Raw genomic sequence first — 17,835 nt, 5'->3', positions numbered from 1 at the left:
CTGCCTGTGGGAATAATTGCCCAGAAGCGGCTGAAACGAGCGCATAACGCAGCGCGACAGAAATCCCCATTGCGCAACATTTCACCGCTTAACTTCGTCGCAGTGTCATCACAGGATAGCCGTTTTCACTTAAGGCAACTTTTTTTTGTAAACTGGCGCAGAAATCATAACTCTGAAGGCCTTCTCGACTGTACATGACACTCCTGGCAGGTATACTCAGAAGCCTTATTTTTAGCTTATTAACCCTTTCGGGAGTTGTTACCCCTCATGCAAGATATTATGCAGTTCGCAGGCAATCACACAATTTTAGGTCTGGCGTGGGTTGTTTTGCTGGTTCTGGTGATCGTGACCACCGTTAAGGGCATGTTCTCCAAAGTAAAAGTGATTAGTCGTGGTGAAGCAACCCGTTTAATTAACAAAGAAGAAGCCGTGGTAGTGGACGTGCGTGGGCGCGATGATTACCGCAAGGGCCATATTTCTAACGCGATGAATGTACTGGCTGCAGATATTAAAAAAAGCAGCTTCGGCGAGCTTGAAAAATATAAAGCACAGCCAGTGATCGTCGTGTGTGCAACCGGGACTTCTGCATCTGAATCAGCCACCAAGCTGAATGCAGCAGGCTTCGAGCGGGTCTACGTGCTGAAAGATGGCGTGTCCGGCTGGAGTGGCGATAACCTGCCGCTGGTTCGCGGTAAATAAACTACAGGAGTTCTGGCATGACAAACGTTGAGATCTACACCAAAGCAACCTGTCCTTTCTGCCATCGTGCTAAAGCACTGCTGAGTCAGAAAGGGGTGACTTTTAAGGAAATCCCAATTGATGGGGATGCTTCCCTGCGTGAAGAAATGATAAAACGTAGCGGCCGGACGACTGTTCCACAGATTTTTATTGGTGCACAGCACATCGGCGGCTGCGACGATCTCTTTGCACTTGAAAGTCGTGACGGCCTTAGCCCGTTGTTAAAATAAGGAAAGGCTGCGCATTATGGCGCATATTGCCTGACTATTGCTGCAGCACAGTAACGGATTATTAACCTATAGGATTACGTACCATGTCAGAACAGAACAACACCGAGATGTCTTTCCAGATCCAACGTATCTACACTAAAGATATCTCTTTTGAAGCGCCAAACGCACCGCAGGTTTTCCAGAAAGAATGGGAACCGGAAGTTAAACTGGATCTCGACACTGCCTCCAGCCAACTGGCTGACGATGTGTATGAAGTCGTGCTGCGCGTGACGGTTACCGCAACTGTTGGCGAAGATTCCGCGTTCCTGTGCGAAGTACAGCAGGCAGGTATCTTCTCTATCGGTGGTATCGAAGGAAACCAGATGGCACATTGCCTGGGTGCATACTGCCCGAACATTCTGTTCCCGTATGCGCGTGAGTGCATCACCAGCCTGGTATCACGTGGCACCTTCCCGCAGCTGAATCTTGCTCCGGTTAACTTTGACGCGCTGTTTATGAACTACCTGCAGCAGTCAGAAGGTGCAGCGCCTCAGCAGGATGCTTAATGGATAGCCCTCATGCATCCATGAGCGTAATCGGTGCCGGCTCGTACGGCACCGCTTTGGCGATTACGATGGCCCGTAACGGCCACGAAGTGGTGTTGTGGGGCCATAATCCCCAGCATCAGGCGCAGTTGCAGGCTGACCGTTGTAATACCGCTTTCCTTCCTGATGTTCCTTTCCCGGATACCCTTCGCCTCGAAACCGACCTTGCCGCAGCAATATCCGCCAGCCGCGATCTGTTGGTAGTGGTTCCCAGCCATGTGTTTGGCGATGTGCTCAAGCAGATCAAGCCACACCTGCGTGCGGATTCTCGCCTGGTCTGGGCGACGAAAGGTCTGGAGAAAGAAACCGGGCGGTTGCTGCAAGATGTGGCGCGTGAGATCCTGGGCGATACCATTCCACTGGCTGTCATTTCAGGCCCGACTTTCGCCAAAGAGCTGGCAGCAGGTCTGCCTACGGCGATTGCACTGGCGGCAACAGACGTCGTGTTTGCTGATGATTTGCAGCAGCTATTGCACTGTGGCAAAAGCTTCCGCGTATATAATAATCCTGATTTTATCGGCGTGCAGCTGGGCGGAGCCGTGAAAAACGTCATCGCTATCGGTGCTGGCATGTCGGACGGTATTGGTTTTGGTGCCAATGCGCGTACCGCGTTGATTACCCGAGGCCTTGCTGAAATGAGCCGCCTGGGTGCTGCACTGGGTGCCGATCCCACCACCTTTATGGGCATGGCCGGGCTGGGCGATCTGGTGCTGACTTGTACCGATAACCAGTCGCGTAACCGTCGTTTTGGCATGATGCTGGGGCAGGGTGCTGATGTTGAAGGTGCACAGCAAACTATCGGCCAGGTCGTGGAAGGTTTCCGCAATACCAAAGAAGTGAAGGCGTTGGCCGCGCGTTATGGCGTGGAGATGCCGATCACCGAGCAAATTTATCAGGTGCTCTATTGCGGAAAAGATGCGCGCGAGGCAGCATTAAATCTGCTCGGCCGCACAAGGAAGGACGAAAACAGCGGGAGCTGAACTGAGCGTGTTGTAGCCTGTGGCGTCTGACCGGACGCCATTTTTAATGGGGAGAGAGCCATGCCGTGTGTAGAGCCTGAACTGATCTGGGATAACATTAAAACGGAAGCGCGTGCGCTGGCCGACTGTGAACCAATGCTGGCCAGTTTTTACCACGCCACTCTACTCAAACATGACGATCTGGGTAGCGCTCTGAGCTATATGCTGGCCAATAAGCTGGCAAACCCAATCATGCCAGCGATCGCCATCCGTGAAGTCATTCAGGATGCCTATCGTCAGGACCCCTCGATGATCATCTCTGCTGCCTGTGACATTCAGGCGGTACGTCAGCGCGACCCGGCGATCGACAAGTACTCGACGCCGCTTTTGTACCTGAAAGGCTTCCATGCGTTGCAGGCTTATCGTATTGGCCACTGGTTATGGAACGAAGGTCGTCGTGCACTGGCGGTTTACCTGCAAAACGAGGTGTCTGTTTCTTTTGCTGTCGATATTCATCCGGCAGCGAAAATTGGCCGTGGCATCATGCTCGACCACGCCACCGGGATCGTTGTCGGTGAGACGGCAGTCATTGAAGATGACGTATCGATCCTGCAGTCAGTCACCCTGGGCGGTACGGGCAAAACCAGTGGTGATCGTCATCCTAAGATCCGCGAAGGCGTGATGATCGGTGCGGGTGCCAAGATCCTCGGCAATATTGAAGTCGGGCGTGGAGCAAAAATTGGGGCGGGTTCTGTGGTGTTACAGCCCGTACCGCCGCATACCACTGCCGCTGGCGTGCCGGCACGTATTGTCGGCAAGCCGGGCAGCGATAAGCCGTCGATGGATATGGATCAGCATTTCAATGGCATGGTGCCAGGCTTCGAATTCGGCGACGGGATCTGACAGCGGGTCGGGCATGCCCGACCCCTACGTACAGCCATCACACTCCGCATTCACGCAGGGGCGAGGCATGCCTCGCCCGGCTTAATTCCTCAGCAGTGCCCCTGCGTAATCCAGCTGCCGCCACGCTTCATACACGACTACTGACACTGCGTTCGAGAGATTCATGCTGCGGCTATCCGGCATCATCGGGATGCGGATTTTTTGCTGCGCAGGCAGTGCATCGAGAATGGTCGCGGGCAGGCCACGTGTTTCAGGTCCAAACAGCAGGTAATCCCCCGCCTGATAGCTGACAGCGCTGTGGGCAGGTGTTCCCTTAGTCGTTAGGGCAAACATGCGCTGTGGGGCTTCTGAGGCCGTAAATGCCGCATAGCTCTCATGATGGGTAATGGCGGTGAACTCATGATAATCCAGCCCGGCACGGCGTAGCCGTTTGTCATCCCAGGCGAAACCGAGCGGACCGATTAAGTGCAGTTTAAAGCCCGTATTGGCGCACAAACGAATGATATTGCCGGTGTTCGGCGGAATTTCGGGTTCAAATAAAACGATATTTAGCATGTTACGGCCCTCAGGAACGAGGGCCGAAGGATAGCAAATTATTCACGCTGAGTGGTATACAGCGGTAGCCAGAGTGTCAGACGCAATCCACCCAACGGGCTGTCGTCAGCTTTGACCCAGCCGCGATGCTGCTGAATAGCATTATCAACAATGGCCAGGCCCAAACCTGTGCCGCCGGATTCACGATCGCGTGCTTCATCAGTTCGATAGAACGGACGGAAAATCTGTTCGCGATCTTCCTGGCTGACACCAGGCCCATCATCATCCACATGCACGGTGATACCCTGTTTATCCACGGCAAAACTGACGGAAATCTTGCTGTGTGAATAGCGAAGCGCGTTGCGAACGATATTTTCCAACGCACTTTCGAGCGCACTGGGGTTCCCGTACAGCGGCCACGGACCGGGTGGATAAGGCACCTCCAGTGTTTTCCCCATCTGTTCCGCTTCAAAGCGTGCATCTTCCAGAACATCGGACCATAAGTGGTTAGCCTTAATGGCTTCACTGACCAGCGCATTGGTATGCTGAGTGCGTGATAACACCAACAGATCGTTGATCATGCCATCCAGACGCTGTGCCTCCATCTCAATCCGGCCCAGCTCTTTGCCTTCACCATGACGACGGCGCATCAACGCGGTCGCCAGCTGCAAGCGTGTCAACGGGGTGCGTAATTCGTGAGAGATATCGGACAGCAGCCGCTGCTGAGAGTTCATCATACGTTCCAGCGCACTGACCATCTGATTAAAACTGGCACCCGCGGCCAGAAACTCTTGCGGTCCGGATTCCAGTTCAGGCCGCTGACGCAGATTGCCCGCCGCAACATCATCGGCAGCATGTTTAAGCTTACGTGCGGGTTTCGCCAGGCTCCATGCCAGCCACAACAGCAGCGGTGAACTGATCAGCATCGTGACAATCAGCAGTAACAGCGGGCGGTCAAACAGCAGATTAATAAAATCGAGCTGCGAACTGCCTGCCGGACGGATCAGATACAGCTGATAGTTATCTTCTCCGTCGCGTATGGAAAATGGCCCGACCATCTCAAGTCGGCCATATTTTTTCTTCTGCGGATGATCGGCATTATCGGACTGGCCGATAAAGTTACGGATCACCTGCATTTCGTTATGCTGAGCGCCAATCACACGCCCTTCGCTGGTGACCAGCAGCAGGCGTTGACCGGGCGGAGCCCATTTATCGATGGCGCGGAATAGTCTACGCCACCACATTAAGTCATTGGGCGGATCCTGACTCAGCTCCGCTTCAACGTGCTGCTCAATCATAATCCCCTGCCGTTGCTCATTATCCAGCAGCGGCGTCATCTGACGGGAATCGAGCTTGGGCAGCATTAACACCAGCATCAATACCAGTGCCAGAGTCAGCCAAAAAATGGCAAAGATGCGGGTGGTCAGGCTGGATATCATGTAGCAGACACCATCAGATATCCCCGGCCACGCAGCGTTTTAAACCACGGATGGCCGTCTCTGCGCTCCGGCAGCTTACGCCGCAGGTTAGAGATATGCATATCAATTGCCCGGTCAAACGGTGTCAGTCGCTTGCCGAGAACTTCCTGGCTGAGATGTTCACGGGATACGACCTGGCCCAAATGCTGTGCCAGCAGGTAGAGCAACGTGAATTCCGTTCCTGTTAAATCCAGCGTGACCTCATCGAAACTGGCTTCCTGACGACCCGGGTTCAGGCGCAGTAAATCCACTTCCAGCGTGGGTGAGCTGTTGTCGTGCTGTTGCTGCTGTTCACTCCAGTTAGAACGACGCAAAATGGCACGAATACGGGCAACCAGTTCGCGGTCGTTAAACGGTTTCGGCAGATAGTCATCTGCGCCCAGTTCGAGACCAAGGACACGGTCCAGTTCACTACCACGTGCGGTTAACATAATGACCGGCGTCTGGTGCTGCTGACGCAGTTCTTTCAGGGTATCGATACCGTTTTTCTTCGGCATCATCACATCAAGTAATAATAGATCGACAGTGCTGTCCAGTAGCGCCAGTGCCTGTTCGCCGTCACCGGCCACCAGGACATTGAATCCTTCCATTTCAAGCAATTCTTTCAGTAGCGAAGTCAATTCGCGGTCATCGTCAACCAACAGGATCTTATTCATTTTTTATTGCCCTCCGCAGGCAAAATACCGTGAACGAATGCGCTCAATCCATGACTTTACGTAGTTTTACACCCCCTGACGCATGTTTGCAGCAGGCACCGTAGACTCATTCTCGTTGAATCGAAATACGGAAACAAACCTGGGAGTAAACGATGCGCAAAGTTACCGCCGTCGTTGTTGTTCCGGCGCTGATGTTCACTCTCTCCGCCGCATGGGCTGACAACGTCGCGACGACTGACGAGATGCATCAGGATGACGGAGCAAACCGTACACTGAGGCAGGTTCCGCAGAGTCATATGTTTGATGGCATCAACCTCACGGAACAGCAGCGTCAGCAGCTACGAGATCTGATGCAGCAGGCACGACACGATCGTTCTCCTATAAGTATTAACGATTTAGAGCGACTGCACGAACTGATTATTGCAGATAAATTTGATGAAGCGGCCTACAAGGCTCAGGCGGAAAAAATTTCACAGGCAGAGGTAGCGCGCCAAATCGAGATGGCTCGGGTTCGCAACCAGATGTATCACCTGTTAACGCCTCAGCAGCAGGACGTTTTAGAACAGAAACATCAGCAGCGCTTTGATGAAATGCGCCGGCTAACGAACATGCAGCAGGCTTCACCGCTGCAGGCAGCAAGCAGTACCGGCAGTACCCAGTAACATAGTATCCCTGTTTTTCCTTGCCATAGACGTATCCCTGTCTTCCCCCGCCATGATGGCGGGGTTTTTTTTCAGTGACTTACGTCACTATCCCTTCTGATTCAGCCACTTATAAAAGTTTAAAGCAGTTAGAACCAGTTACAACCATCTGGAATGTGGTCGCGATGTGGTCACTCCTCGCGGTCAGAAGTGACCATGCGTGCCGGTATCTATTAATAAAATGGCACTACTGCTTAGTACGCCTTTTCAACCCCGCCCCGCAGTGGATTTAACGTCACCGCGTGCTGAAGGAAATCAGGGGAAAAGTGGGCGTATATCAGGGTTTGCTGAATACCCGCGTGTCCCAGAATATCCCTCAATGTCACGATGTTGCCACCGTTGATCATAAAGTGGCTGGCGAACGTATGCCGGAGTACATGTGTTGCCTGGCCGCGTGGCAGGTCAGGTACTACAGTCCTCAGCTTGATCCGGAAGTTTTCATAATCAACTTTAAACAGCTTACCGGTTGATTTCGTCTTAATGAGTTTTTCCAGTTCTTCAGAAATCGGCACAACCCGATTTTTTCCGTTTTTGGTCGCAACATAACTAACCCTTTGCATGCGCACTTGCATGGCCCCCAGGTTCGAAGCCTCACTCCATCTTGCACCTGTGCTGAGGCACAGCAGTGCCACCTTTCTTTCGTCACCATTCAGAACGGCCAGCAGGCGGTTTATCTGATCGGGCATTAAGAAAGTGACCTCAGGAGCAACCTGCTTGAGAACTGGCAGTTTCTCAATGGGGTTCGGCTCTTTGTACTCCCCCATCTTAATTAACGTCTTAAACAGGCCGCTCAGGCGGTACATGTCACGATTAATCGTGGAAGCCGTGATCCCCTCATTCAGCCGCGTGATACGCATTTGCTGAAGCTGCTTTGTTGTCAGAGCGTTAGCCATCGGGTTGCCCAAATGCGCGGCGGTCTTAAGAAGATGCCTCCTTTCGATAATCCCGGTTGGGATGGTTGAGCCATAAACTTCAAACCAGTCAGCTACCAGATCGGTCAGCTTGCGCCTCTCCGCCTTCGGTGTGTGCCACTCTTCCCGTTTGCTTGCGGTGGCTATTACGTGCATTTCAAAGGCTCGCGCCTCTGACTTTCTGTCAAACTTCCGGCGGATGCGTTTTCCATCGCGTCCCACCGGTCTTATGTCCACTTCGTATCGACCATCATCAAGGGTTTTAATGCTCATTTGGTGAGCCTCCTGATTGATGGTGTTACTGCTTCTTCGTTCGCTGTGGTGCCGTGGCTTAAAAGCCAGGCTGAATGTAACCCTAACCAGCCCTGCCTGTTAATTGGGGTGATTCTGTTTTCTCTGGCCCACTGTGTGAGAGAGCCGGAGCAATTTGTCCGGCTGCTTCAGAAGTTTTGCCGATCATCAGCCACAGCGTGTATTTCTGAAATCGTTCGACCTCAAGAATTCTTTCAATGATTCTCAGGCCTACGCTATCGCCGTCTGTCTCGAAGTTTCTGATCGAGCTAAGAGCTATGCCTGTTTGATGAGATAGTGCCGCCTGAGTGAAACCCTCCGCCTTCCTGATGGCTCTTAATTTCTGCCCATAATCCCTATTCATGCTTGTTCTCCAGAGTTTGTATTGATTAGCGAGGCTGCTTGATTGCAGCTTTAGCTATATCGCCCTCCGAGATTATCTCTTCAGCACCTTTCGGTGCGACTTGGCCTGCTTCAGGAGCTGTATCACCTGTCATCAGCCACAGCGTGTATTTTTTGAACGCATCTACCGCGAGAATTCTTTCGATAATTCCCAGCCCAACATCCACACCTTGAGTCTCATAATTTTTAATTGAGCTTAGCGCTACGCCTGTAAGGGCAGAGAAAGCTGGCTGTGTGAGCTTCTCTGATTTTCGGATAAGTCGCAGTCTTTTTGCATAGTCTATTGACAAAGTACCAACCTCAAGACTAATCTGCACGTTAAGTACTGATGTCAGTACTGGCAGTTTAAATTAAAGCCAACCGCCGCTAGAAGCCGTAGGAAGCAGTTAGAAGCAGTTGGAACCCAACACAGGAGATTAACACGATGAGCGTAATTAGTGATGTTTCCGAGGTTAAGAGCCTTATCGACGCTGTTACATACCAGCGCTTCGGAGAAATGATCGGCAAGCCGACCAGCGCTATCAAAGCGATGGCTGAAAGTAACAAACTGCCGTTGATCGAATGGCGGAACCCGGAAAACCCTACAGCGCGTGCCGGGGAGAAAATGGTCTATCTCCCTGAATTTAATCGTGCAATGCGGGATGCATATTACAGCCGACCGACCGAACAACGCGATGCCTGGTTGCTTTGGTTGGGACTAAATTAAGGTGGTGATGATGGCGCATCAGTTGGTTGAAGTGCATAAGCACCTTTCTTTGTATCGTGGATTCTCTATCTCACGTGCGCCACGGTCACCATTGTTCCCGCGTCACCGCTACATCGTGACAAAGGACGGCAACTATTTTGGTCAGGACTTCGCGCAGGATGAGGCGATAAATATCATCGACCAGCTGTGTGCTGATCAGGAAAAGTGGCTCATTAAATTAACCGGGTTTATTCCTACTTCGGAAATTACAAATGTCACGACCACTGACGAGTGACGATATTATTTTTATTGTTTCATTGTGCGCAGTCGCTTACGGCGTAATTGAAAGTATCCAGTTAATGATCCGTGATTACTGCCGCAGGGCAAAAATGAAACGCACAGCAAAATAATCAAATTACGGAAATAGAATCATGCGCGAACAATACCGGACACTGGCGGATAACCTGCTAAATGCATTCCACCATAAAATTATGAATTTAAAAGCAGCTACGGCTATTGCGCCGCATGTGCGTGAAACGTCTACCGCAGATCATGCATTTCGTCTGAGCGTAGGTCTTGAAGGTTTGCAGACAGTGGCGAACGCCGCTGGAGACAATGAGGCCTATGAAGAAGTTGAACGGCTGATCTCTAAAGTCAGCTGCGGTAACTACCCAATTCCGGGTAGCTGGTAATAATCCGGCGCTTAGCGCCGGGCCTATCCGAGGCATCATTTACGAGTGGTGCGCCTGATAAGCAACGTTTTTTAGGAGGTGGCTGTGCGGATCATTGCGGGAGGACTTAGTGCGGTAAACCCACACGCCGCGATAGCGCGGCCCCACCTTGAGGCGTTTCACAAGAAAGTTGATGAAATGCGTGGCGGGAGCAAGATGGCACTGGCATTTAATAAGCTGAATATGGCAGAACGCAAAGTTGTTTTTGTGCTGGGTAACTCCCTTGCAATCCGTTCACCGCAGGTGATGGACAAACTATCTGAAAAGCACGTTTCTTTAAATTATGACCAGCTGACGGTTAAAGAGAAGTTGACCGTTATTCGCGGAATGAAAGAAATAAAGAAACTGGCTAATAAAATTCCTTACAGCCAGCCAGGCGAAGAGGAAGCCTTAAAAAATCCACGGAACGTAATTCCAGCATCGCTGGAAGATTATCGCGCCGATGATGCCGAAATACCGCGCAGCAAAGTAAATAACGCCGCCGGATTCTGATTTAAACCACAGCTGTGAAAACAGGCGCTTTATTTGCGCCGGGATTCTTATTGTCCATTTTCAGGAGACTACACATGAAAAATCTGGAAAGCCGTCTGATAGAAGCAAATGCAGAAGCTGCTATGGCTGCGCTGTTCACGAAAGCAAATGCCGAAGGCCAGAAGGCAAAAGCCCTCTCCGTTTCAATCCGCCTGAACGCCCTGGCTATCCATATCGCTAAAAAAGAACTTCCTACGTCAGACGTCGTTGCGCTGCTGATGAAAGAAGCCCTGCGTTTTGAGGGTGAGGCGGAGGCGCTGCACTGATGGCGGACGCAATGGATTTAGAGCAGGAGCGCCAGGCGGAAACGCTGGCGCGTCAAATCAACAGCGCCCGGCAGCTACCAACGCAGCCCAGCGCTTTTTTCTGCGAAGAGTGCGGGGAGCCAATTCCTGAGGTTCGCCGCGCTGCAATTTTTGGCGTCACTACCTGCGTTTTCTGCCAGTCGCTTATTGAGCGGCGTGCAGCCCACCTAAAAGGCGATAAAAAATGAATGATAACAGTTTGATGGCAGTGAACACGGCACGTCGGTGGTTGGCTGAAAATCGCCTGATTTTGGACACTGAGACAACGGGCCTTAGTGGTCTTGATGAGATTGTTGAGATCGCGATTATTAACGCTCGTGGCGATGTAATTCTGGATACCCTGATTAAGCCCTCTAAAAGTATTCCTGCTGAAGCTACTGCTATTCACGGCATCACGAATGAGATGGTTGCAAATGCGCCATGCTGGTCTGAAGTACACCATGACGTGTGTGGATTGATTACGCGGTCAAGCGGATTCGTTGCTTATAACTCTCAATATGATTCCCGGTTAATTCATCAAACTGCGGCTTTAAGTGGTGGCACAACGGCTTTTTCCGAGTCGGAGGCAGCAGTAATTAACAACATCCATGACTGCGCAATGCTGCTTTATGCGGAATTTTACGGGCAGTGGGACGACCGTCGGAGTAACTATAAGTGGCAGCGGCTCACGGCAGCAGCAGAACAGCAGGGTGTTGAAGTCATCGGGCAGGCGCACCGCGCTTTAGCCGATTGTCTGCTTACGCTGGGTGTAATCAAAGCGATTGCTGCGGGCGGTGCAGCATGAATAAAACCATTCTGAAATGGCTTGGCAGCAAGGTCAAAGTGATGACAGAGCTGAAAAAACATCTGCCACCCGGTGATCGCCTTGTTGAGCCGTTTGCCGGTTCATGTGCCGTAATGATGAACACCGATTATCCGGCGTACCTGATTGCGGATATTAACGCTGATTTGATTAACATGTACGTCCAGATCAAGCAGCATGAAAACGCCTTCATCGCGCTGGCCGCAAAGGTGTTCGCGCAGAATAAAACAGCCGAGTGTTACAAGGCTATCCGCGCCGAGTTCAATAACGAGCCAGCGCTCACGCTGCTGTATCGCGCTGTCTACTTCCTGTATCTGAACCGACACGGTTATCGTGGTGCTTGCCGCTACAACCTTAGCGGCGGTTTTAATATCCCGTTCGAAAAAATCGCCAAACCCTATTTCCCTGAAAACGAGATCCGCGCCTTTGCTGAAAAGGCTGGCCGGGCGACGTTCGTCTGTGCCGGTTTCGCCGAAACCCTCGCAATGGTTCAGGCCGGTGACGTGATCTACAGCGATTCACCATATGACGGCACTTTCTCCCAGTACCACACAGCCCGTTTTGGCCGCCCTGAACAGATTGAGCTTGCTGCGCATCTTGAACAGCTGCGTAGCCAGGGCTATCCGGTTGTGGTTTCGAATAGCGACACAGAGTTTACCCGCGAGGCGTATGCAGGTTTCAGCCTGAACAGCATTACCACGTTTCGCAGTGTTGGCGTTGCCGCCGGTGCCGGGAAGAAAGCGGCTGAGATCCTGGCTGTTAGTCGTGGTGCGGGGGTGTCCCATGCGTAAGCCAACAATTAAACAACTGATCGACAGTGAGATTTCTGATTTTGCTGCTGCGCTTGGGCAGCCTGGCTATTGCGAAACGCCAGAAGCGATTCAGGCCGAATTGCTTAAACGTTTTGCGCATATTTCAGCAGAAGCTGATCAGTACATTTTTGAACTGAGGGGCCGTGTTGAAGAGCAGGAGAATCAAAAAAAATGGATTAGGGATCGTGCGGTTGTGGCTGAGGCCGAGGCTATGCGGTTGAAGTCGTCACCGGTGGTTCTTTGGGAAATCAGTAACCCCGGTGAAGGCTCGTACTTTGTATATGAAGAACCAACGGATTATCGCCGCGAACTGATTATTGGTTCGTACTGCCTTTTGCCGTCTGAGGTGGTCCCGAAGCCAGATTTTGGTGGTCATGATTGGGTGGACTGGAATGAGCTGTCACGACGCGGTTTATTGCGTCGCATAAATACCGAAATATTACACTCGATTGGTCTTGCTGTTTTTCGTAATCCCGCCAATGGGCAATCGGGTGGCGCGTTCATTGCCGATGATGGTATTTGGGAATATGCGAAGGATCTAAAGCTGCCTGGCCAGGGTACAAATGACTGATCACACTCGCGGCCGAGTAGCTCCATCACCTCCACCACCGTTCCCTGGTATGCTCCCTGAGCCTGCCGGGGCTTTCGCATGGAACGCACCGCGCCAGTATAATTTTGAAGAGCTTGATCGCTCACCTTCCGTAATTCGTTACCGTAATCTGGATGGCGAAAAGCGCAGCATTTCCCTTTTTGATTATGACGGACAGAAAAAAACCGGGGATTCGGAGGTCCGTTTACTGCGCCGCCGTCTGGATTCGTTGCCGCAGTATATCCGCCGTTACTACGACCAGAAATTAAGCAACGTAGAAAAAAATCAGGGGAATAAGAAAGCGTCCAGCTGGTTGAAAAATACCTTTGGGCGCTTTGTTCTTCCTCGTATTGATGGCGTTAACGAAAAATACCTGCCGTTAGATACGCTGCCTATGAACCTCATGCATCTGCGTGATGATCTGCGCCGCATTCCGTGGGCGGGTAAACGTGAACTGAAGAAGCTGGCTTACCGCCTGGCTGACTGTCTTACTGCTGAATTTATGCGTGAGTCTGATCATCAGCTGTCACGACATGGTGATTACGAATTCGCGATCATCTCAGGTTATGGCCGGGCTGGTTGGCTTATTACCCATCTGAACATGACGGCTCCGGGCTGGCGAGCGTACTGCAAAGAGGAGCTGACGGCAGACGATGCGTTACGCTGCGTTGCCCGTATTGAGTCGTCTGCGTGGTGGCTGCGCCGCCTGCGCCGTTTGCATGACCAGTGGCGTGAACATCTGATGATCGCAGCTGGCTACGTCCATAAAAAAGCTACGCCATATTGCAGTGAGCCATGTCTGAAGGAATGGCAGGCACAAAAAAAAGCAAACCGTGAATATATCAATGCGATGGAGCTTGAGGATAAAGAAACCGGGGAGCGGATATCGCTGGCTGACAAAGTTAATGGCAGCGTTGCTAATAAAAATATTCGTCGCGCTGAGCTGATGGCGCGTATGCGTGGGTTTGAAGACCTGGCGAAAGCTGACGGGCTGGTTGGAGAGTTCTATACCCTGACGGCCCCGTCAAAGTTCCATGCGATGCAGCAAAGCGGGCGACGGAATAATAAATACAACGGTGCCAGCCCTCGCGAAACACAGCGTTATCTCTGTAACGTATGGTCGAAAGTGCGTGCTAAATGGAAGCGGGAAGGCATTCGCACATTCGGCTTTCGTGTTGCTGAGCCACACCACGATGAAACGCCGCACTGGCACGCGCTGTTGTTCTTTAAGCCTGATCAGGTTGAGGCGGCACGTGCAATTTTCCGCAAATATGCTTTGAAAGTTGATGGTGGTGAGAAGGGCGCGCAAGAAAACCGTTTTAAGCATGTTCCCATCGACGAGGCTTTCGGATCGGCGACCGGATATATCGCGAAATACATCTCTAAAAATATCGACGCCCACGGGCTTGATGGTGAAACGGATGATGAAACCGGGGAGCTTCTGACGGAGATGTCTGCACGCGTCAGCGCGTGGGCCTCCCGCTGGAACATACGACAGTTCCAGCAGATCGGCGGTGCGCCGGTCACCGTTTATCGCGAGCTTGGCCGCTTGCGTGATCGTGACCTTTGGCTTTTCCCTGAGATAGTCCCGGCGCAGGTTGCCGCAGGTGAATATGACTGGGCGGGATATGTTACAGCACAGGGCGGTCCTCTGGTTCCTCGCGATCTTCTTCGCGTACGCCTCAATTATGAAGTGACTGAAAACGGCAATGACTACGGTGATGACGTCAGTCATGTGACTGGCGTGTACTCGCCATTTGATCCGGTCTCGTCGGTCATCTTCACCCGTACCAATAGCTATCAGATAGTCCCTAAAGCGAAAGAAGAGGCCGTTAAAGGTGTTGCAGTGGGTGTTGACCTGGCTTTATCAGGCGGCCCCGCCGCCCCTTGGAGTTCTGTCAATAACTGTACGCGGGAGCCGCGAAAGCTGAAAAAAATGGCTGTATCGAGCACGGTCAGAGGTGACCATGTGGTACCGCCAGCGGTGGTTACCGACGTCAATATTTGGGACGGCGTTGATTTTGACAAAATGACCCGTAAGCAACGCCGGGCGTTCAATGAAAATCTTGTGTCACTGAGTAAAAAGCCGCGTTCGGCTGTTCAGGGAGTTGCTTCAGTAGCCCCGGGACGTGCGGCGGCGCTGGCGGATTTTGCTAAAAGTTGTGGTCTGAACATCACTGAGCTTGAGGCTAATAAGCTGGCGGCTGGTGAGATTTTAACGCTGAACGGTAAGCGCTGGCGGGCACAGGCCGACGGCGCTATCAGGGATGCTGGCCGCAGTGATGAAGAGATTAAGAGCAGTTTAATGAGTCGTGTTTATAAGCTGGCGAATTCAACAAGGCAGCAAAGCGGACAAAAATGACCATGCTGGCCAGTTGTCCGGTGGTCAGAAATGACCGTACTGCAGTTATTTTTAGGAGGTGAATAATGGGTTATTTAGGGAGCAAGGCGGCCAGCGGCGCTTATCAGAAAATAATATCACTGATGCCGGTGCACGATACCTACGTTGAGACTCATTTAGGTGGTGGTGCCATTATGCTGAGAAAGCCGCCCGCAGCGCTTAACATTGGTTTTGATATTGACGTCAATACGATAGAGGCTTTTTGCCAGGGCAATCCTGATTTTCTTGATGGCCTGGCTGATGATCTGATGATTTCCGCGTCAGATGCGGTTACGGAATTAAATCAACTGGCTTATGGGGAGTTGGGGAAGGTGCTGATTTATGCAGATCCGCCATATCTTGCGGAGACGCGCACCAGTAACGCAAAGTACCGTAACGAATATACGCGGGCTGACCATGTGCAGCTGCTGCAATGCCTGCGGCGCGTGCCAGCGAATGTCATGCTATCGGGATATCCTTCCGCGCTTTACGATGAAATGTTACCAGATTGGCATACCACGGAGTTTCAGGTGATGACACGCGGTGGTGTTCGAACTGAAAAGCTATGGATGAACTATGATCCCGCAGTTGTGCCGTTATTTTCTTCCGCTTTCGCGGGTGATGACTATGAAGACCGGAGGCGCATCAAGCGCAAAGCTGCACGCTGGCGTGAGAAGTTCAGACTGTTGGCACCGGGGGAAAGGCTTGCTGTATTGGCTGCCTTGTCGGAGGTCGATTTAAACAGATAATTCCGAAAGTGGCGGTGCTTTGCCGCCTCGCCTGTTGTTATCTTGACCTGTCCACGCTTCGCAGATATACAGAAATCGAGTTCAACCCGCCTGGAGCGGACCCGATGAAAGTTTACGATACCAATTATCCCCCTGATACTTTTGGCCGCATTAAGATGGGGCTGATCAAAGAGATGTACCTCAGTTATAACGGATATTCGAAGCCTGTAGGCGGTGACAGCCTGCGTATCAGCTGCACATATCAGGGTGTTGTAAGGGATGTGATCACAGTGAAAATCGTATCAGCTGCGGATAGCTCTGATGCACCGGAAACGGTGCTTATCAGGGTTGAGGGGCGTTTAGCTGATATGGGTAAGCTGACGGGCTGCGATAATGGCTGGTTCCATCGCGATCACCTTCCGCGTTTGCAAAGTTGACGAATTAGCGCCAGCGATTGTGCTGGCGTCTTCTTATCGGGTATATCCCATGTTCATTAAGAAAAATCTCTTTAATTCATAACCTTCTTCTGCGTACTCCCTCCATGATGGCTGGTAATAATCTATCCATTCGTTGGCTTCGCGCCGCGTGAAGTGGTGGTTAACTTTTTCCAGTTCCTTCACGAAATCTGACGTGTTGACTACTTGGCCCTTGGTGGCGTCTCTTTTGATGCTGTTCAAAAATGCTGATTTTATTTCGTAATTTCGCGCCATAACTCACCTACCTTTAGCTGTATATATATACAGTATTGCAACTTTCCATATAAATCAATTATCAGTAACTATATGTATAACAAGTAAATTTGTTGTCATTGGGTTGTTTGTGGTGAGAATTGTCTTAAAAAATATGGGCTTTGCTGTTATATCTCTGCGATATCAATAGTGGCATGAGGTATTGAAAGTGAAGGATATTATCAAGGGGATTGCGGATCGTTTGAGTGGTCCGATTTATGGATATATTTCAGTATCTTTAGTTCTATTTAATTGGAAGTGGCTAGCTCTTTTGTTTATGAGCAAGCATCCAGTTGAGGTCAGGATTGCTGTTATAGAACAATACTTTAATTGGATATTGGGTCTTTGGGCTCCTCTGGCATCAGGGGTTTTAGCAGTGCTACTAACACCATTTTTTCATGTTGTTTTGGCATCAGTCCATCGTGTAGCGGCGAAACTGGGATTATCCGTAAACACCAAGATGGTGAAAGATAAGGTTAAGGCTGATCAGACAATAGCGCGAGAGAATGCAAAGAGCGCATATGCGCAAAAAATTGCGGATGATTTCGAAGAACTAAGGCAAGTAAGGGTTCAAAGACTCATAGTAAAGGTTGAAACCAACATAAAAAATATGCGTGAAGATGCACGTAAGCTTCATTTGCATCATAAAGAAAACGCTTCAAAGTTCGAGGAGTTAAAAAGTGAAGTCTTAGAGACCATTTCTATGTTGAAAGGCATTGAAAAGATTGCTGGAAATTTTCAAGAGTTTGTTCCTAAAAATAGTAAATTGTACGAGTCAATAGAATCCCGAAGTGACTTTATTGCCCTTTGGCATGTTAATTATGGAAATGAAGGAAACGTTCCCGATTATTTGCAGCTCAACACAGAAGGTCTTGAGGGCAGCACTAAACTTCCTCCAGAAAATGAGTGATGCAATAAATCGCACCGTTTTGCACAGTTTTTTTATGGTTCCGACTGCCAGCCAGCCCCAGCACTGGCGCGGGATTGGCCAGGCTGCATAAGTGCAAAAAAAGGCACCATTTTTATGCGCGGGCGAGGCGGGGGAGCAGTCGCGCGCAAAGGGGGTATGGAAGGGGTATTATTCAGAATGCGAGAATTGCCCGAAAATCGGGCCGTATCGTGTTTTTCAGGGGTGAGGCCGTGTCATTGTGTGAGAA

The 17,835-nt window shown here is 51.0% G+C and carries 26 protein-coding genes; 19 read left to right on the top strand and 7 right to left on the bottom strand.

Going from position 1 to position 17,835, the window contains the following annotated elements:
- Positions 1-267: 267 nt before the first annotated feature.
- From HHI26_RS20745 to cysE, 5 genes are all read left to right on the top strand, one after another.
- Entirely contained in the window at positions 268-699 is a 432-nt protein-coding gene (locus tag HHI26_RS20745) for a rhodanese-like domain-containing protein (protein ID WP_133846427.1), read from the top strand.
- Positions 700-716: 17 nt separating this feature from the next.
- Positions 717-968 carry a glutaredoxin 3 gene (gene grxC / locus HHI26_RS20740; RefSeq protein WP_133846426.1) on the top strand — a complete coding sequence of 84 codons (252 nt, stop codon included), beginning with the start codon at positions 717-719 and terminating at the stop codon, positions 966-968.
- 83 nt (positions 969-1,051) lie between these two features.
- The gene (gene secB / locus HHI26_RS20735; RefSeq protein ID WP_133846425.1) at positions 1,052-1,513 is read left to right on the top strand and encodes a protein-export chaperone SecB; all 462 of its coding nucleotides are present in this window, start codon (positions 1,052-1,054) and stop codon (positions 1,511-1,513) included.
- Entirely contained in the window at positions 1,513-2,532 is a 1,020-nt protein-coding gene (gene gpsA, locus HHI26_RS20730) for an NAD(P)H-dependent glycerol-3-phosphate dehydrogenase (RefSeq protein WP_133846424.1), read from the top strand. Before secB ends, gpsA begins: the two co-directional genes overlap by 1 nt.
- Before the next feature lie 60 nt (positions 2,533-2,592).
- Positions 2,593-3,414, top strand: a complete 822-nt coding sequence (cysE, locus tag HHI26_RS20725) for a serine O-acetyltransferase (protein WP_133846423.1) — start codon at positions 2,593-2,595, stop codon at positions 3,412-3,414.
- An 81-nt stretch (positions 3,415-3,495) separates the two neighbouring features.
- Here cysE and trmL read toward each other — a convergent pair whose 3' ends face one another.
- From trmL to cpxR, 3 genes are read right to left on the bottom strand one after another with little or no spacing between them, the layout of a single operon-like run.
- On the bottom strand, positions 3,496-3,969 hold the full coding sequence (gene trmL / locus HHI26_RS20720; protein WP_171149616.1) for a tRNA (uridine(34)/cytosine(34)/5-carboxymethylaminomethyluridine(34)-2'-O)-methyltransferase TrmL: 474 nt from the start codon (positions 3,967-3,969) through the stop codon (positions 3,496-3,498).
- A gap of 38 nt (positions 3,970-4,007) precedes the next feature.
- Positions 4,008-5,387: an envelope stress sensor histidine kinase CpxA gene (gene cpxA, locus HHI26_RS20715; RefSeq protein WP_133846421.1), complete on the bottom strand. Its 1,380-nt coding sequence runs from the start codon at positions 5,385-5,387 to the stop codon at positions 4,008-4,010.
- Positions 5,384-6,082, bottom strand: a complete 699-nt coding sequence (gene cpxR, locus HHI26_RS20710) for an envelope stress response regulator transcription factor CpxR (protein WP_133846420.1) — start codon at positions 6,080-6,082, stop codon at positions 5,384-5,386. The genes cpxA and cpxR overlap by 4 nt, the downstream gene beginning before the upstream one ends.
- Positions 6,083-6,234: 152 nt before the next feature.
- On the opposite strand from cpxR, the gene cpxP reads away from it, so the two are divergent.
- Positions 6,235-6,744 (top strand): cell-envelope stress modulator CpxP, encoded by a 510-nt coding sequence (gene cpxP, locus HHI26_RS20705; protein ID WP_133846419.1) that lies wholly within the window; start codon positions 6,235-6,237, stop codon positions 6,742-6,744.
- Between the two features lie 233 nt (positions 6,745-6,977).
- Here cpxP and HHI26_RS20700 read toward each other — a convergent pair whose 3' ends face one another.
- The 3 genes from HHI26_RS20700 to HHI26_RS20690 form a co-directional block, all read right to left on the bottom strand.
- Complete coding sequence (locus HHI26_RS20700; RefSeq protein ID WP_171149615.1) at positions 6,978-7,967, bottom strand: tyrosine-type recombinase/integrase; 990 nt, start codon at positions 7,965-7,967, stop codon at positions 6,978-6,980.
- A gap of 82 nt (positions 7,968-8,049) precedes the next feature.
- On the bottom strand, positions 8,050-8,349 hold the full coding sequence (locus HHI26_RS20695; protein ID WP_171149614.1) for a helix-turn-helix domain-containing protein: 300 nt from the start codon (positions 8,347-8,349) through the stop codon (positions 8,050-8,052).
- A gap of 25 nt (positions 8,350-8,374) precedes the next feature.
- Positions 8,375-8,677 (bottom strand): helix-turn-helix transcriptional regulator, encoded by a 303-nt coding sequence (locus HHI26_RS20690; RefSeq protein ID WP_171149613.1) that lies wholly within the window; start codon positions 8,675-8,677, stop codon positions 8,375-8,377.
- A 134-nt stretch (positions 8,678-8,811) separates the two neighbouring features.
- Between HHI26_RS20690 and HHI26_RS20685 the strand changes: the two genes are divergently transcribed.
- The 12 genes from HHI26_RS20685 (at position 8,812) to HHI26_RS20630 (ending at position 16,387) form a co-directional block, all read left to right on the top strand.
- Complete coding sequence (locus tag HHI26_RS20685) at positions 8,812-9,093, top strand: Cox family DNA-binding protein (protein WP_171149612.1); 282 nt, start codon at positions 8,812-8,814, stop codon at positions 9,091-9,093.
- 7 nt (positions 9,094-9,100) lie between these two features.
- Positions 9,101-9,367, top strand: a complete 267-nt coding sequence (locus HHI26_RS20680) for a hypothetical protein (protein WP_171149611.1) — start codon at positions 9,101-9,103, stop codon at positions 9,365-9,367.
- A 136-nt stretch (positions 9,368-9,503) separates the two neighbouring features.
- A complete protein-coding gene (locus tag HHI26_RS20675) occupies positions 9,504-9,764 on the top strand; it encodes a hypothetical protein (RefSeq protein WP_133846413.1) in 261 nt (86 codons plus the stop codon).
- Between the two features lie 84 nt (positions 9,765-9,848).
- A complete protein-coding gene (locus HHI26_RS20670; protein ID WP_171149610.1) occupies positions 9,849-10,295 on the top strand; it encodes a hypothetical protein in 447 nt (148 codons plus the stop codon).
- A gap of 74 nt (positions 10,296-10,369) precedes the next feature.
- Complete coding sequence (locus HHI26_RS20665) at positions 10,370-10,600, top strand: DUF2732 family protein (RefSeq protein WP_171149609.1); 231 nt, start codon at positions 10,370-10,372, stop codon at positions 10,598-10,600.
- Entirely contained in the window at positions 10,600-10,827 is a 228-nt protein-coding gene (locus HHI26_RS20660; protein WP_171149608.1) for a TraR/DksA family transcriptional regulator, read from the top strand. Before HHI26_RS20665 ends, HHI26_RS20660 begins: the two co-directional genes overlap by 1 nt.
- Positions 10,824-11,423 carry a 3'-5' exonuclease gene (locus HHI26_RS20655; RefSeq protein ID WP_171149607.1) on the top strand — a complete coding sequence of 200 codons (600 nt, stop codon included), beginning with the start codon at positions 10,824-10,826 and terminating at the stop codon, positions 11,421-11,423. The genes HHI26_RS20660 and HHI26_RS20655 overlap by 4 nt, the downstream gene beginning before the upstream one ends.
- Positions 11,420-12,232: a Dam family site-specific DNA-(adenine-N6)-methyltransferase gene (locus tag HHI26_RS20650; protein ID WP_171149606.1), complete on the top strand. Its 813-nt coding sequence runs from the start codon at positions 11,420-11,422 to the stop codon at positions 12,230-12,232. The genes HHI26_RS20655 and HHI26_RS20650 overlap by 4 nt, the downstream gene beginning before the upstream one ends.
- Positions 12,225-12,824, top strand: coding sequence for a hypothetical protein (locus HHI26_RS25380; protein WP_205945646.1), 600 nt, complete (start codon positions 12,225-12,227; stop codon positions 12,822-12,824). The genes HHI26_RS20650 and HHI26_RS25380 overlap by 8 nt, the downstream gene beginning before the upstream one ends.
- Positions 12,817-15,204: a replication endonuclease gene (locus HHI26_RS20640; protein WP_171149605.1), complete on the top strand. Its 2,388-nt coding sequence runs from the start codon at positions 12,817-12,819 to the stop codon at positions 15,202-15,204. Before HHI26_RS25380 ends, HHI26_RS20640 begins: the two co-directional genes overlap by 8 nt.
- 65 nt (positions 15,205-15,269) lie before the next feature.
- Complete coding sequence (locus HHI26_RS20635) at positions 15,270-15,971, top strand: DNA adenine methylase (protein WP_171149604.1); 702 nt, start codon at positions 15,270-15,272, stop codon at positions 15,969-15,971.
- A gap of 104 nt (positions 15,972-16,075) precedes the next feature.
- The gene (locus HHI26_RS20630; protein ID WP_171149603.1) at positions 16,076-16,387 is read left to right on the top strand and encodes a hypothetical protein; all 312 of its coding nucleotides are present in this window, start codon (positions 16,076-16,078) and stop codon (positions 16,385-16,387) included.
- A gap of 33 nt (positions 16,388-16,420) precedes the next feature.
- Here the strand turns inward: HHI26_RS20630 and HHI26_RS20625 are convergent, their stop codons facing one another.
- Positions 16,421-16,660, bottom strand: coding sequence for a DNA polymerase V (locus HHI26_RS20625; RefSeq protein ID WP_171149602.1), 240 nt, complete (start codon positions 16,658-16,660; stop codon positions 16,421-16,423).
- A 187-nt stretch (positions 16,661-16,847) separates the two neighbouring features.
- On the opposite strand from HHI26_RS20625, the gene HHI26_RS20620 reads away from it, so the two are divergent.
- Positions 16,848-17,588, top strand: a complete 741-nt coding sequence (locus HHI26_RS20620) for a hypothetical protein (RefSeq protein ID WP_171149601.1) — start codon at positions 16,848-16,850, stop codon at positions 17,586-17,588.
- Positions 17,589-17,835 lie beyond the last annotated feature (247 nt).

It is taken from the genome of Erwinia sp. JH02 (genome assembly GCF_013074405.1).
Taxonomy (GTDB): domain Bacteria; phylum Pseudomonadota; class Gammaproteobacteria; order Enterobacterales; family Enterobacteriaceae; genus Erwinia; species Erwinia rhapontici.
The sequence above is the reverse complement of the archived record's forward strand: the minus strand, read 5'-3'. Positions and strand labels throughout refer to the sequence as shown.